Source organism: Pseudomonas sp. 3296 (assembly GCF_031456615.1).
Classification (GTDB): Bacteria; Pseudomonadota; Gammaproteobacteria; order Pseudomonadales; family Pseudomonadaceae; genus Aquipseudomonas; species Aquipseudomonas mucoides.
In genome coordinates this window covers 232,711-245,210 of sequence record NZ_JAVDUY010000009.1, presented here as the reverse complement: position 1 = coordinate 245,210, position 12,500 = coordinate 232,711, and the positions used below count along the sequence as shown (strand labels likewise).

At 61.4% G+C, this 12,500-nt stretch carries 11 protein-coding genes; 5 read left to right on the top strand and 6 right to left on the bottom strand.

Annotated elements, in window-relative coordinates; translation table 11 throughout:
• Nucleotides 1-18 precede the first annotated feature (18 nt).
• Nucleotides 19-936 carry a pyridoxal-phosphate dependent enzyme gene (locus tag J2X66_RS24875; protein ID WP_310269869.1) on the top strand — a complete coding sequence of 306 codons (918 nt, stop codon included), beginning with the start codon at nt 19-21 and terminating at the stop codon, nt 934-936.
• Between the two features lie 61 nt (nt 937-997).
• Here the strand turns inward: J2X66_RS24875 and J2X66_RS24870 are convergent, their stop codons facing one another.
• The 3 genes from J2X66_RS24870 to J2X66_RS24860 all read right to left on the bottom strand — a co-directional run bounded on the left by J2X66_RS24870 (nt 998) and on the right by J2X66_RS24860 (nt 3,729).
• Nucleotides 998-1,546, bottom strand: a complete 549-nt coding sequence (locus J2X66_RS24870) for a cytochrome b (RefSeq protein ID WP_123432321.1) — start codon at nt 1,544-1,546, stop codon at nt 998-1,000.
• 188 nt (nt 1,547-1,734) lie between these two features.
• Nucleotides 1,735-2,562 carry a phosphonoacetaldehyde hydrolase gene (gene phnX, locus J2X66_RS24865; protein ID WP_310269864.1) on the bottom strand — a complete coding sequence of 276 codons (828 nt, stop codon included), beginning with the start codon at nt 2,560-2,562 and terminating at the stop codon, nt 1,735-1,737.
• Nucleotides 2,563-2,619: 57 nt separating this feature from the next.
• Nucleotides 2,620-3,729 (bottom strand): 2-aminoethylphosphonate--pyruvate transaminase, encoded by a 1,110-nt coding sequence (locus J2X66_RS24860; RefSeq protein ID WP_310269861.1) that lies wholly within the window; start codon nt 3,727-3,729, stop codon nt 2,620-2,622.
• Nucleotides 3,730-3,838: 109 nt separating this feature from the next.
• Between J2X66_RS24860 and J2X66_RS24855 the strand changes: the two genes are divergently transcribed.
• Complete coding sequence (locus J2X66_RS24855) at nt 3,839-4,699, top strand: LysR substrate-binding domain-containing protein (RefSeq protein WP_310269856.1); 861 nt, start codon at nt 3,839-3,841, stop codon at nt 4,697-4,699.
• Nucleotides 4,700-4,727: 28 nt separating this feature from the next.
• On the opposite strand, the gene J2X66_RS24850 is transcribed toward J2X66_RS24855, so the two are convergent.
• Complete coding sequence (locus J2X66_RS24850) at nt 4,728-5,600, bottom strand: LysR family transcriptional regulator (protein WP_123432317.1); 873 nt, start codon at nt 5,598-5,600, stop codon at nt 4,728-4,730.
• Between the two features lie 267 nt (nt 5,601-5,867).
• Between J2X66_RS24850 and J2X66_RS24845 the strand changes: the two genes are divergently transcribed.
• Nucleotides 5,868-7,193: an MFS transporter gene (locus tag J2X66_RS24845; protein ID WP_027925035.1), complete on the top strand. Its 1,326-nt coding sequence runs from the start codon at nt 5,868-5,870 to the stop codon at nt 7,191-7,193.
• A 69-nt stretch (nt 7,194-7,262) separates the two neighbouring features.
• Nucleotides 7,263-8,654: an FAD-dependent oxidoreductase gene (locus J2X66_RS24840; protein WP_310269849.1), complete on the top strand. Its 1,392-nt coding sequence runs from the start codon at nt 7,263-7,265 to the stop codon at nt 8,652-8,654.
• Here the strand turns inward: J2X66_RS24840 and J2X66_RS24835 are convergent.
• The gene (locus tag J2X66_RS24835) at nt 8,651-10,051 is read right to left on the bottom strand and encodes a type VI secretion system tip protein TssI/VgrG (RefSeq protein WP_310269846.1); all 1,401 of its coding nucleotides are present in this window, start codon (nt 10,049-10,051) and stop codon (nt 8,651-8,653) included. The genes J2X66_RS24840 and J2X66_RS24835 overlap by 4 nt on opposite strands.
• 232 nt (nt 10,052-10,283) lie before the next feature.
• Between J2X66_RS24835 and J2X66_RS24830 the strand changes: the two genes are divergently transcribed.
• On the top strand, nt 10,284-10,991 hold the full coding sequence (locus tag J2X66_RS24830; RefSeq protein ID WP_027925038.1) for a YebC/PmpR family DNA-binding transcriptional regulator: 708 nt from the start codon (nt 10,284-10,286) through the stop codon (nt 10,989-10,991).
• Nucleotides 10,992-11,105: 114 nt separating this feature from the next.
• Here the strand turns inward: J2X66_RS24830 and J2X66_RS24825 are convergent, their stop codons facing one another.
• Nucleotides 11,106-12,419, bottom strand: coding sequence for a leucine-rich repeat-containing protein kinase family protein (locus tag J2X66_RS24825; RefSeq protein ID WP_310269842.1), 1,314 nt, complete (start codon nt 12,417-12,419; stop codon nt 11,106-11,108).
• Nucleotides 12,420-12,500 lie beyond the last annotated feature (81 nt).

Below are 12,500 nucleotides of genomic sequence, written 5' to 3'. Positions count from 1 at the left end.
TACCCAGAGCCGGCATCGATGCACCTCCCTCCCTGCGACTGGCTACCCCAAGCCTCTCTTGACCCCCTCCCACTCGACTGGCTCACCGCCGCCGGCATCGAACTCGCGATCCTGCGCCTCGACCAAATCGACCCGCTAATCAACGGTAACAAGTGGTTCAAACTCATCGAACACTTCACCGCCGCCAACCTCGCCGGCGCCAGCGGCATCATCAGCCTGGGCGGTGCTCACTCCAATCACCTGCACGCACTGGCCGCCGCCGGTAAACGCTTCGGTTTCAATACCGTGGGACTGCTGCGCGGCCACCCACAAGACACCCCGACGGTGAAGGACTTGCAGGCATTCGGCATGCAACTGCACTGGTTGGGTTACGGCGGCTACCGGGCGCGGCATGAACCGGGTTTCTGGCTACCCTGGCAGGCGCAATACCCCGACCTGTATCCAGTGCCAGAAGGGGGCGGCGGTCTGCGTGGTGCGCGAGGGTGCATCACGTTGAAGGCAATAGTCGACGATCAATTGAATCGTTTGGGATGGAGCGACTTCGACGGTTGGTGGCTGGCGTGCGGAACCGGCACCACTCTGGCCGGCCTGGTGCTGGCCGAGGCGGGTGAACGCAGTGTGTATGGCGCGATGGCGGTGCCCGAGGATCACGGCGTTGCGCAACAGGTCGAATCGATACTGCAAGAGGCCGGTGTGCCGCAGCGTAACTTCGAACTGCTGGACGCCAGTCGTGGCGGCTTTGCCAAAGTCGATCAGCCGCTACTCGACTTCATTGATCAAGCCGAACACGCCAGCGGTGTGCCCTTTGAGCCGCTGTACACCGGCAAGGCGTTGCTGATGCTCAAGGAGCAAGTCGAGGCAGGGCATTTTGAAAAGGGTACACGCTTGATCTTCATCCACACCGGCGGCTTGCAAGGCCGCCGGGGATTTCAGTAACCACCCCATCCTTGTCGCAGCAGGCTTCGCCAGCTGCTACAAGGATCGCGTTCAGCTGTGTTCAGCCGCGCTTGGGCATCATCCGCAGCAGGGTGTTATCCCGCACCACGTAATGGTGATAGATCCCGGCCAGAGCGTGCAGGCCGATCAGCCAGTAGCCAATGGTGCCGCCCAGTTCATGCCAGCCCTGGATCTGCTTGGCCAGCGCCTTGTCTTCCGAAACCAGCATCGGCAGGTCAAAGCCGTAAAACATTACTTGATTACCCTTGGCGCTGGTGACCAGCCACCCGAGAATCGGCATCGCGATCATGAAAATGTACAGCGCCCAGTGCATCAACTTCGCCAGCGTAATTTGCCACTTGGGCGAGGCGGGGAAGATCTGCGGTGCAGGCCCAAGGCTGCGGGCGAACAAGCGCAGCCAGACCAGCACGAACACGGTCAGGCCCAACATGAAGTGCGATTCAACGATCAGCGCGCGACCGCCACTGCCTTTGGGAAAGATCCCGCGAAACTCGATACAGGCGTAAACCAGCGCCAACAAGACCAGCATCAACCAATGCAGCGTGATCGATACGGTGCTGTAGCGTGATTCGGAATTCTTCCAGGGCATACGGTGCTCCTCACAGGTCTGGTCTGAAACCACCGTTCTTGACCGACGGCGTTCCTTAACTGTAATCCGCTTTGGCGGATTTGCCTTGAGTGATTGTGCCGTATGACGCACTGGGTCAGGTGATCGACATCAAAAAAGCGCCAGTTCCGTAATGGAGCTGACGCTTTTTTATGCGCAGAAAACCGCGATCAACTGCTTTGCGGCATTTCGCCATTCGCCAGGCGCTTGTTGATGTCGGCGATTACTTCCGGCAAGTCGGTGATGGTGTCGATCATGTAGTGCGGACGCGAGCCTTCGAACATCGCGTGGATGCGCTTGCGTTCGCTGTCCAGCTTATCGCTGCCGAGGGCGCGATAGCCTTCGTAGTCCAGGCCCAGCGCGTTGCCCGAACAGATCAGCGCCACGGTCCACATGCCGGCACGACGACCTTCGAGAATGCCCGGCACGGTGTCATCGATTTTCACGCAGGCGCCGACGTCGTCGATGCCCAGCGCAATCACGTTGGCCAGGGCCTGAGCCGGCCAAGGGCGACCGTTAGGGACTTCGTCCGTGGCGACCACGTGGTCGGCGACGTAACCGTTGGTGGCGGCCAGCTCGACCACTTTGTCCATGACCTGTTTCGGGTAACCGGAGCACGAGCCGATCTTGATCCCTTGTTGACGCAGGTTGGCGATGGTGTCCAGTGCGCCTGGAATCAGGGCCGAGTGTTCGGCGATTTTTTCGATTTGCAGCGGCATGAAGCGTTTGTAGATGGCGGTGACATCATCGTCAGTCGGTGCGCGGCCGAACACGGCGCGATAACGCTCAGCGACTTGTGGCTGATCGCACAGGGTACGGATGTGGTCCCACTTGCCCATGCCCATCGGTCCGCGGGCTTCTTCGATGGAGACCTGGACGTCGAATTCGGCGAACGCTTCGACGAAGATCTGGGTGGGAGCGAAGGAGCCGAAGTCCACGACGGTGCCGGCCCAGTCGAGGATCGCGGCCTGGAGTTTGGTTGGGTTTGCGTAGTTCATGTCTCAAATCCTGTCTGTTGGAATGATGAGCAAATTTGTGTAGCAGAGTGTTGTGAGTCAGATCTCTAACACTTCCATCTCGCGCAGGACTTCGGCAATCGCCGCCACCGCCGCGTGCATCTCGGCCTGATTGACGTGGCCGATGCAGCCGACGCGGAAGGTTTCAACCTGGGTCAATTTGCCGGGATAGAGGATGAACCCCTTGGCCTTGACCCGTTCGTAGAACTCCTTGAACTGGTAACGCGGGTCTTTTGGCGCGTGGAACGTGACGATGATCGGCGCCTGAATCGCGGCGGGCAGGAAGCTGCGCAGACCGAGCCGGGCCATGTCTTCAAGCAACACGTTGCAGTTGTCGGCATAGCGCTGATGCCGCGCCGGCAGGCCACCTTCTTCGTTGTATTGCAGCAACGCTTCGTGCAGCGCCGCGACCACATGGGTCGGCGGGGTGAAGCGCCATTGACCGGTCTTGGCCATGTAGGTGTGCTGGTCGAACAGGTCCATCGCCAGCGAGTGCGAGTTGCCGGCGGCGTTGGCCAACGACTCTTTGCGAGCAAAGACGAAGCCCATGCCCGGTACGCCTTCCAGGCATTTGCCCGACGCGGCGATCAGGGCGTCGAACGGCACCTGTTGCGCATCCACCGGCAGCGCGCCGAAAGAGCTCATGGCGTCGATGATCAAGCGCTTGCCGTGTTGCGCAATGACGTTGGCGATTTCCGGTAGCGGATTGAGGATGCCGGTGCTGGTTTCGCAGTGAATCAGTGCGACGTGGGTGATGCTGGCGTCGGCGTGCAGCAGACGGTCGACGTCGGCAGCGGTGGTCGGTTCGTCTTCAGCGGTTTCGAAGGTGCTGAAGGAGCGGCCGAGCACTTCGCAGATTTTCGCCAGGCGTTTGCCGTAGGCGCCGTTGATCAACACCAATACTTTGCCGTCGCGGGGTACCAGCGTCCCGATCGCTGCCTCGACCGCGAAGGTGCCGCTGCCTTGCAGGGGAACGCAGTGATGACTGGCGCCGCCGTTGATGATCGCCAGCAGTTGCTCGCACAGGCTGGCGGTCAGTTGATTGAAGCGGTCATCCCATGACCCCCAGTCGACCATCATCGCCTGACGGGTGCGGGCCGATGTGGTCAGTGGGCCGGGGGTGAGCAGGATGGGTTCGGCAGTACTCATTCTCGTGTCCTCGCATTCGATGGGATGAAGCTACGGGACATAAATTGCAATTTGCCGTGCTATCAATCAAATTGTTTGTTGTTATGCCAGCCATCAGTGAGAGTTATTCATGAACCTGTTTCAGCTTCGGGCCTTTGATGCCGTGGCCCGCGAAGGCAGCTTCACCCGTGCCGCCGCGCGGTTGTTCATCAGTCAGCCGGCGGTGACCGGACACATCAAGGCTCTGGAAGAGCATTACCAGATCACCTTGTTGCGCCGTACCGCACGACGGGTGGAGCTGACGGAGGAGGGCACCAAACTGGCCGCGATCACCCGGGCCATGTTCGGCCTGGCAGAAGAGGCGCAGGTGATGCTCGAAGCGAACCGGCAGTTGCTGACCGGACGGCTTGAAGTGGCGGCGGACGGGCCGCACATGGTCATGCCGATGCTCGCTAGTCTGCGCGCGCGTTACCCCGGCATCACCGTGAACCTGCGGCTGGGCAATGCTCAGGAAACCCTGGCGGCGTTGTTGTCCGAGCATGCCGACGTGGCGGTGTTGACCGAGGTTGAACCGCGCAAGGGCCTGCATTTACAGGCGCTGAGCGAATCACGGATTTGCGCTTTGGTGCCGCAAAGCCATCGTTGGGCGAAAGCGTCCAGCGTGAAGCTCAAGGAACTGGATCAGGTGATCATGGTGTTGCGTGAGCCGAGTTCGATTACCCGACGCACGTTCGATCAGGCTTGCGATCAGGCCAAGGTCAATCCACGGGTGTTGCTGGAGCTGGACAGTCGTGAAGCGGTGACCGAGGCGGTGGCGGCGGAGTTGGGGGTTGGGGTGGTGTCGTCGGTGGAAGTCAGCCATGACCCACGGGTGGCGGCGGTGCCGATTGTGGGCGAGGGGTTGGTTAACCGGCACATGATCGGGTGCATGGAGCGGCGGCGGGATTTGCGTTTGATTCAGGCGTTTTTTGATCTGGCGCCGGTCAGTTAGAAACGAAGTGCGGCTATCGCGGGCCTGCCTACACAAGACTCTCGCGAACCATCTCCAGAAACGTCGCCACCACCCGCCGCGAACTCTGCTCACGCAAACACACCAGCGTCTCCGTCAGCCGCCGAGTGCAATCAGTAATCGGCAACGCGCAAACCCTTGAGTCGGCACCAAACTCGGCAGCCGACACCACCCCAACCCCAATCCCGACCACCACCGCCTCCCGCGCCGCTTCCCGTCCTTCCACCTGAATCGCCGGGCGAATGCGAAACCCCGCCCGGGCCATTTCTTCTTCCAGTGTCTGGCGTGTCACCGAACCGATTTCACGCAGCACCAACGGCGTGTCATCCAGGTCCGCAAGGCAGATCGATTCGCGATCCGCCCACGGATGATGGCGTGAAACAAACGCCACCATCGGGTCATTGCGCAGGGGCAGCGAGATCAGCCGCTCATCGCTGACATCCCGGCCCAGCAACGCCAGGTCCGCCTGATAGTTGAACAGACGAAACAACGACTCATCGGTGTTGCCGGTTTCAATCTTTACACTGATGCCTGGATAGCGTTCGCAGAACCGCGCGATCTGCGGCAGGACGTGCACCGGCGCATCCACCGCGAGGATCAGGCTGCCGGTCTGCAAGGCCTGGGAGTCCTGCAAAAGCTCCTGGGCTTCGGCCTCGATCACGAACAGCCGCTGCGTGATGGCGAGCAAGCGCTCGCCCAGATCCGTCAGGCGCACCGAGCGTTTGTTGCGATGGAACAGCAACACACCGAAGCGCTCCTCAAGTTTGCGCACCTGGTCGGAAATCGCCGGTTGCGTGAGGAATAGCCGCTCGGCGGCTTTGGTAAAGCTTCCGTGGACGGCCACGGCGTGGAAGGCTTTGAGTTGGGCGTGGGAAACCGACATCGAAACCTCCAGTAACAAGCTGAGCTTATTTTGGAAATACGATAAATCGATTTCACTTATTAATCAGTAATTGTTTTTATCCATCTCAGCCCCGGTGACTGGTCAGTCGAACAGCCGCGGTGGCCATGAGTCTGTGCGTGCAACAACAGGACTCATCTGACCGGTATCGCGACAGGGAATCCGCGATACCGCAGTGCTCAACAATAAAAACACAGGCGTTTTCTTCCAATCCTGCCGGCACACTCACACCCTGAGGTCAGAACCACAATGAACAATCCCATCGGCACCATCAAGCGCTGGCGCGTGCAGATCTTCGCGATCACCTGGCTCGCCTACGCCGCTTTCTACTTCACCCGCAAAGCATTTTCCGTGGCCAAACTGGGGATCGCCGAAGACCCCACCTTCATGCTCGACAAAATGGCCATGGCCAACCTCGACGCGATCTACCTGGCGGCGTACGCCCTCGGGCAGTTCACCTGGGGCATGCTCGCCGACCGCTTTGGCCCTCGGGTCGTGGTGCTCGGCGGGTTACTGATTTCTGCGGCGGCAGCGCTGGTGATGGGCACTTACGCGACATTGCCGATCTTCGCCACCTGCATGTTGATTCAAGGGTTGGCGCAGTCCACCGGCTGGTCCGGGCTGTGCAAAAACCTCGGCAGTTTCTTCCCCGCGCAACAGCGCGGCAGAGTGCTGGGGTTATGGAGTTCCTGCTATGCCTTTGGTGGGCTGGTGGCATCGCCGTTTGCGGGCTGGTGGGCATATACGCTGATCGGCACCTGGCATGCGGCGTTCATTTCCAGTGCGGCGGTGGTTGGGCTGGTCGCCGTGCTGTTTTTTATTTTTCAACGCAACACACCGCAAGACGTCGGCCTGCCGGCGGTGGACATCGAACCCGAGTTGACCGCTGAAGAGGCTGACGCGCAAAGCAAGATCAGCATCCTGGAACCCTTGAAGGAAATCCTGCGCAACCGCACGGTGCTGGTGCTGGGCCTGGCGTACTTTCTGCTGAAACCGGCGCGTTACGCGATTCTGCTGTGGGGCCCGGTGATCGTGTTCGAGCAAATGCCGACGGTGGGCAAGGTCGGCGCGGCGATCATCCCGACCGCGTTTGAACTGGCCGGGCTGCTCGGGCCGATCCTGCTGGGTCTGGCGTCGGACAAAGTGTTCGGGGCCCGTCGCATGCCGGCCTGCGTCCTCAGCCTGTTGGCGCTGACCGTGACCCTGGCCTTGTTCATGGGCGCCTTGCACACCGGCAGCGTCTTGCTGGTGGTCGTGCTGTTGTTTGTCATGGGCCTGACCCTGTACGGGCCGGACTCGATGATCAGCGGTGCGGCAGCGATTGATTTCGGCACCGCCAAGGCGGGCGCGACGGCAGCGGGTTTCGTCAACGGTTGCGGTTCGGTCGGGGCGATTCTCGGCGGGTTGCTGCCGGGTTACTTCGACTCGGTCACCGTGTTCATTGTCTTCGCCGGTTGCGCCTTGTTCTCGGCCCTGGTGTTGATCCCCCACTGGAACAGCCGCCCGGCTGGCCTGCGTACCAACTATCCCTTCGTGCCCAATCGGGCGATGGCGATCAAACCCCTGCGTACCTGAATCCTGTCCCTCGCAGCCTGCTGCACGGGCGGCAGGCTGGCGTGTGGGCATCTGACTGGAGATTTCCCCATGAGACCCTTTTGGCTGGACCAGGCCCTAAAGGCTGATACGTCCGACACCTGCCCGGCGCTGGACGGCGATACCCGTGCAGACGTGTGCATCGTCGGTGGCGGCTACACCGGTTTGTGGACGGCGATCATGCTCAAGGAGCAGCACCCGGAACTCGATGTGGTGCTGATCGAGGCCGACATCTGCGGTGCAGGCGCCAGCGGTCGGAACGGCGGTTGTGCGTTGTCGTGGTCGGCCAAGTATTTCACCCTCGAGCGACTGTTCGGTGTCGAGGAGGCGGTACGCCTGGTCAAGGAATCCGAGCGCAGCATTTACGCGATTGGCACCTTCTGCGAACAGTATGGCGTGGAGGCCGAGTACCGCCTCGATGGCACGCTCTACACCGCGACCAATCGCGCCCAGTGTGGCTCGACCGATGCGGTGATTGCCGCGCTGGAGCGCAACGGCATCAACTCGTTCACCCAGCGCCCGGTCGCCGACGTGCAACGCATGGCCGGTTCCAGCAAGCATCTGGAGGGCTGGTTTTCCCCGGCGGCCGCCAGCGTGCAACCCGGGAAACTGGTGCGCGGTTTGCGGCGGGTGGCGTTGCAGTTGGGCGTGAGCATTCATGAGAACACTGCGATGACCGGGTTGGAGGAGGGCAAGCCAGCGGGGATTCAAACCCGCAACGGCACCGTTCGCGCAGACCGCGTGGTGCTGGCAATGAACGCCTGGATGGCCCGGGCGTTCCCGCAGTTCGAACGCAGCGTGGCGATTGTCTCCAGCGACATGTTGATCACCGAACCGCGTCCCGATCTGCTCGACGAGATCGGCCTGACCAGCGGCGTCACCGTGCTTGATTCGCGGATTTTCGTGCACTACTACCACAACACCCCGGACGGCCGGATCATGCTCGGCAAGGGCGGCAACACCTTCGCCTATGGCGGGCGGATGTTGCCGGTGTTCGATCAGCCGTCTCCGTACGCCGGGTTGTTGAAAGACAGCCTGAACGAGTTCTTTCCTGCGTTTGCCGACGCCAGGGTCGAGGCGACCTGGAATGGTCCGTCGGATCGTTCGGTCACCGGTCTGCCGTTCTTTGGCCAGATGAGCGCCAGCGGGAATGTGTTCTACGGGTTCGGTTATTCCGGCAGCGGCGTTGGCCCGTGCCACATGGGCGGGCAGATTCTGGCCTCGATGGTCCTGGGGCTGGACAATGCCTGGACCCGTTCACCATTGGTGAACGGTCCTTTAGGGTTTTTTCCGCCGGAGCCGATTCGTTACCTCGGTTCCCTGATGGTGCGCAACGCCATCCGCCGCAAGGAGCGCGCCGAAGATCACGGCCGCAGGCCACGGCACCTGGACGTACGCCTGGCCAAGTTTGCCGCGGCGGCCGGCAAGGCGGACAAGGGCTAGCGATTGATCAGCCAATCGAGCAGCAATCGCCCATCGCTGCGCGGTTGATAGGCGGCGCGGGGCTTGGTCGGGTTGAAGACGGTGGCGCACAACACCGGGCGATCCGGGTCGCTGTCGAGAAAGCTGATGAGCACTTCGGTGCCGGCGAGGGGCAGGCTGGAGGGATCAATCCCGCCTTGCGGTGTGGCGAGGGCCACGGGAAGCCACAGGCCGATGGATTCATCCGCGTCCTCTTCCAGTGCTGGCCACAGCCGCACGTGGATTCGATGTTGCTCATCCAGCGCTGCCGGTTGTCCGGCGACGCCCAGCACTAACGCCCTCTGATAGCCTGGAATGCTCGGCCGGGGTTGCGTGAGCGCGGGCCTGAATTCCGTTGACCAGGGAATGGCGGTGAACTGATTGCTGTAGCGACGGGGACATTGGTCGGCCAGGATTGAAGGCTGTTGCCCGCCGTGCTGGACGTCGGTGATCAGCCACTGATCGTTGAAGCCTGACAGGGGATGTTCCATCACTTGCACGATGCTGCCACTGCGCAAGCCGGCGTGATCACTTCGGCCTTCAATCTGTCGATGCTGGCAGCGTAGACGCTGCAGTGACCGGCGACTGAGTTGCTCGCGGTGCGCCTGCTCGGGTGCGGGGCGACCGGTGAAGGGGGATGCCTTGGCCAAGGTATGGTTGGCGGCGCCGTCACCCGATGCCTGAAATCCGCGATTGTTGGCAACGCGGCGGGTGGGCAGGGCGCGCGCGCTGTGACGTTGGGACAGCTCACTGATCACCGGCAAAGACGTCTCGCTGGGCGCATCCTCTTGAAAGGGCAGCACGAGCGGCTCCTGGGGGAATGTCTGGCTGTCATCCGCCAGGACCAGCACATGCCCATCGCACCTCTGTTCGAAGTGATAGTGGATGCCTTCTTCTTCGCACAGTCGCTGCATCAGTGTCAGGTCGGACTCTTCGTATTGAATGCAAAACGGCCGGGGCGGGTAGTGCACGGTGGCCAGTTCCAGGCGATAGCTGTCCTCGGGCAGCGCATGTTCCTGGAACAATTGACGCAGGATGGCCGGCACGCTGAGGTGATGAAACACCCGACGACAGCGGTGACGGTCGAGGGTTTGCAGGTAAGGCACCAGCACCAGGTGATAGCCGATGCAGTGCGGGCCGCGGTGTTCACGGCTGGCGCTGTGAAGAATGCCGTGAACAGCGGTGCGATCGCCCATCGTCAGCCGGGCCGGTTGTTGCAGCAACGGCTCGAGGTTCATCGCCGGTGCCAGGCCAATCACTTCAATGTCGAACCGATAGGGCCGGTTCAGGCCTTCGGTGCCACTGAACTTCAACACTTGCAGGCTTAAACCGCTGTCGAGGAGGGTCAGGGTGGAGAGACTTTCCTTGTCGTTGTGCATCGAGTGCGCTTCTGCCTTGGATTGCGGACGTGAAGGGTACGAAACCGCGCCGCTCAATGGTCTGCGCAAATCGCTGTTTCAGAATCGCCCTACGAGTGCTGGCGAAAATGTCGATCCGTGAAGCCGGTGGCCCCGGCGCATTTTTTGGTCGATTGCCAACTTTAGGCCGTATAAACTTGCGCAACGCGTCGGCCAATAGATGTCTCGGCGCCACAGATCAAGAGAGTGAGTAATGGGCGCACAGTGGAAGGTTAAACACAAAGAAGCGGCATCCAACGCCAAGGGCAAGATCTTCGGCAAACTGGTGAAAGAAATCACCATTGCTGCGCGTAACGGCGCCGATACCGCCACCAACGCACACCTGCGACTTGTGGTTGAACAGGCCAAGAAAGCCTCGATGCCCAAGGAAACCCTCGATCGCGCGATCAAGAAAGGCGCGGGCCTGTTGGGCGAAACCGTGCAATACCATCGCGTGACTTACGAAGGCTTCGCCCCGCATCAGGTGCCGCTGATCGTTGAATGCGTGACCGACAACATCAACCGCACCGTAGCGGAAATCCGCGTGGCGTTCCGTAAGGGCCAACTGGGCGCTTCCGGTTCCGTGGCGTGGGACTTCAACCATGTCGGCATGATCGAAGCGTCCCCGGACACTCCGGATGCCGATCCGGAAATGGCGGCGATTGAAGCCGGTGCCCAGGATTTTGAACCGGGTGAAGAAGAGGGCACGACCCTGTTCCTGACCGAACCTGCAGACCTGGACGCGGTGCAAAAAGCACTGCCGGAGCAAGGTTTCACGGTGTTGTCGGCGAAACTGGGCTACCAGCCGAAGAACCCGGTCAGCGGTTTGAGCGATGAGCAGATGGCTGAGGTTGAAGCGTTCCTGGAAGGCCTCGACAACCATGATGATGTGCAGGATATGTTTGTCGGTCTGGCTGGGTAATTTGTTGCCTCAGTAATACCGCTATCGCGAGCAGGCTCACTCCTACACTGCACAGATCCAATGTAGGAGTGAGCCTGTCTCCGGGCGGCGTTCCGACGATTGACCGCGCAGCGGTCACCGGTCTTGAAGTTCCCGCAAAATCTCGCCAAACCCCGGCCGCTTCAGCACCTCAGGGTGACAGCAGCGCTCCTGCAACACCTCCAGCTCCTCACGCGCAACATCGCTCAACCCCGAGTCGATGCGTTCCAGCAATTCCCCCAGCAACACCCCAAATGCCCGCACCTCGATCCGTTGCAGCGCCCGACTTTCAGGGCTGTCGCAGGTTGCGTGGAAAGACGCCGCGCCAAAATCCCCCAGCAGGCAATCACCGTCCTCGTTCCACAGGATGTTGTGGCCGTAGAGGTCGCCGTGGGTGATGCCATGCCGATGCAAATGCCTGGCCACCGAGGCGACGCCATGGGCGATACGCAATCCCACGCCCGCGCTGAAGCGGGTGTCATCGGTGTAGACGTCCCGCGTGCAGGACGCCAGGCTCGGCAGCGCGGCCAGGTTGCGATAACTCGGATCGATCAGTTGCATGACCAACCCGGCTTGTTGCTCGGGATGATCGACGATTCGGCCTTCGACGCGGATCAGGTTCGGGTGAAGGCCGGCGGTAATGCAGGCGTTCATTTCGTGCAGGGGTGAACCATCGCTGGTCATTTCGCCCTTGTAGAGCTTCACCGCGACTTGCGTGGCCGGTTGCTCCGGTTGCGCCCAGGTGGCCCGATGAATCACCCCCGAAGCGCCTTCGCCCAATGGCTGCTCCAGGTGCAGTTGCTCCCAGGGAATCCGCGGAGTGGCTTCCAATGCTGCGGCATCCGCTTCGGTTTCCAGCGGATTACCGGCATACGCCAGCCACGTCAGGCTGGGCAGGGCCAGCAGCCAGTCGGGCAGTTCCTTGAACTGATTGGCGGCGATGCGGATCAGCTCGAGTCGATGGCACTGGCTCAGGCTGCGGGGCAGGCGTTGCAAGCGGTTGCCGGCGAGCATGAGTTTTTGCAGGTACGGTCGGTCGCCCAGTTCGCTGGGCAGTTCAGTGATGCGGTTGTCAGTCAGGATCAACCAGCGCAGCAACGGCGGCAGCGCGGCGGCGGGGACCGTTTCGATGGCATTGGAGCGGAAGCCGATCATCGTCAGTGCGGCGCATTGGCCCAGGCACGCTGGCAATTCGGTGAACAGGTTGTCCGAGCAGAACAGCACGCGTAACCGCGTCAGGCGATGCAGGTCATCCGGCAGGCTGCGCAAGGCGTTGCCGCTGAGGTTGAGTACCTCAAGGGAGTCCGCCAGGTCGAAAATTTCCCGCGGGAATTCTGTCAGGCCGCAGGCCAGGTCCAGGCGGGTGATGCCAGTCAATTGGCCGGCGCGCAGTTGGGCGAGGGTATCCATTGGGCGGGTTCGCTATTGATCAGGGGAAGGCGCGGTGGCCTGGAAATGGGCGACATGATAGCGGTAAAGGAGGCGCGCTTG

Bases quoted from the DNA above. Each gene is read 5' to 3' on its own strand.
- J2X66_RS24875 (WP_310269869.1), top strand. From the start codon at position 19: ATGCACCTCCCTCCCTGCGACTGGCTACCCCAAGCCTCTCTTGACCCC.
- J2X66_RS24870 (WP_123432321.1), bottom strand. From the start codon at position 1,546: ATGCCCTGGAAGAATTCCGAATCACGCTACAGCACCGTATCGATCACG.
- phnX (WP_310269864.1), bottom strand. From the start codon at position 2,562: ATGAACTACGCAAACCCAACCAAACTCCAGGCCGCGATCCTCGACTGG.
- J2X66_RS24860 (WP_310269861.1), bottom strand. From the start codon at position 3,729: ATGAGTACTGCCGAACCCATCCTGCTCACCCCCGGCCCACTGACCACA.
- J2X66_RS24855 (WP_310269856.1), top strand. From the start codon at position 3,839: ATGAACCTGTTTCAGCTTCGGGCCTTTGATGCCGTGGCCCGCGAAGGC.
- J2X66_RS24850 (WP_123432317.1), bottom strand. From the start codon at position 5,600: ATGTCGGTTTCCCACGCCCAACTCAAAGCCTTCCACGCCGTGGCCGTC.
- J2X66_RS24845 (WP_027925035.1), top strand. From the start codon at position 5,868: ATGAACAATCCCATCGGCACCATCAAGCGCTGGCGCGTGCAGATCTTC.
- J2X66_RS24840 (WP_310269849.1), top strand. From the start codon at position 7,263: ATGAGACCCTTTTGGCTGGACCAGGCCCTAAAGGCTGATACGTCCGAC.
- J2X66_RS24835 (WP_310269846.1), bottom strand. From the start codon at position 10,051: ATGCACAACGACAAGGAAAGTCTCTCCACCCTGACCCTCCTCGACAGC.
- J2X66_RS24830 (WP_027925038.1), top strand. From the start codon at position 10,284: ATGGGCGCACAGTGGAAGGTTAAACACAAAGAAGCGGCATCCAACGCC.
- J2X66_RS24825 (WP_310269842.1), bottom strand. From the start codon at position 12,419: ATGGATACCCTCGCCCAACTGCGCGCCGGCCAATTGACTGGCATCACC.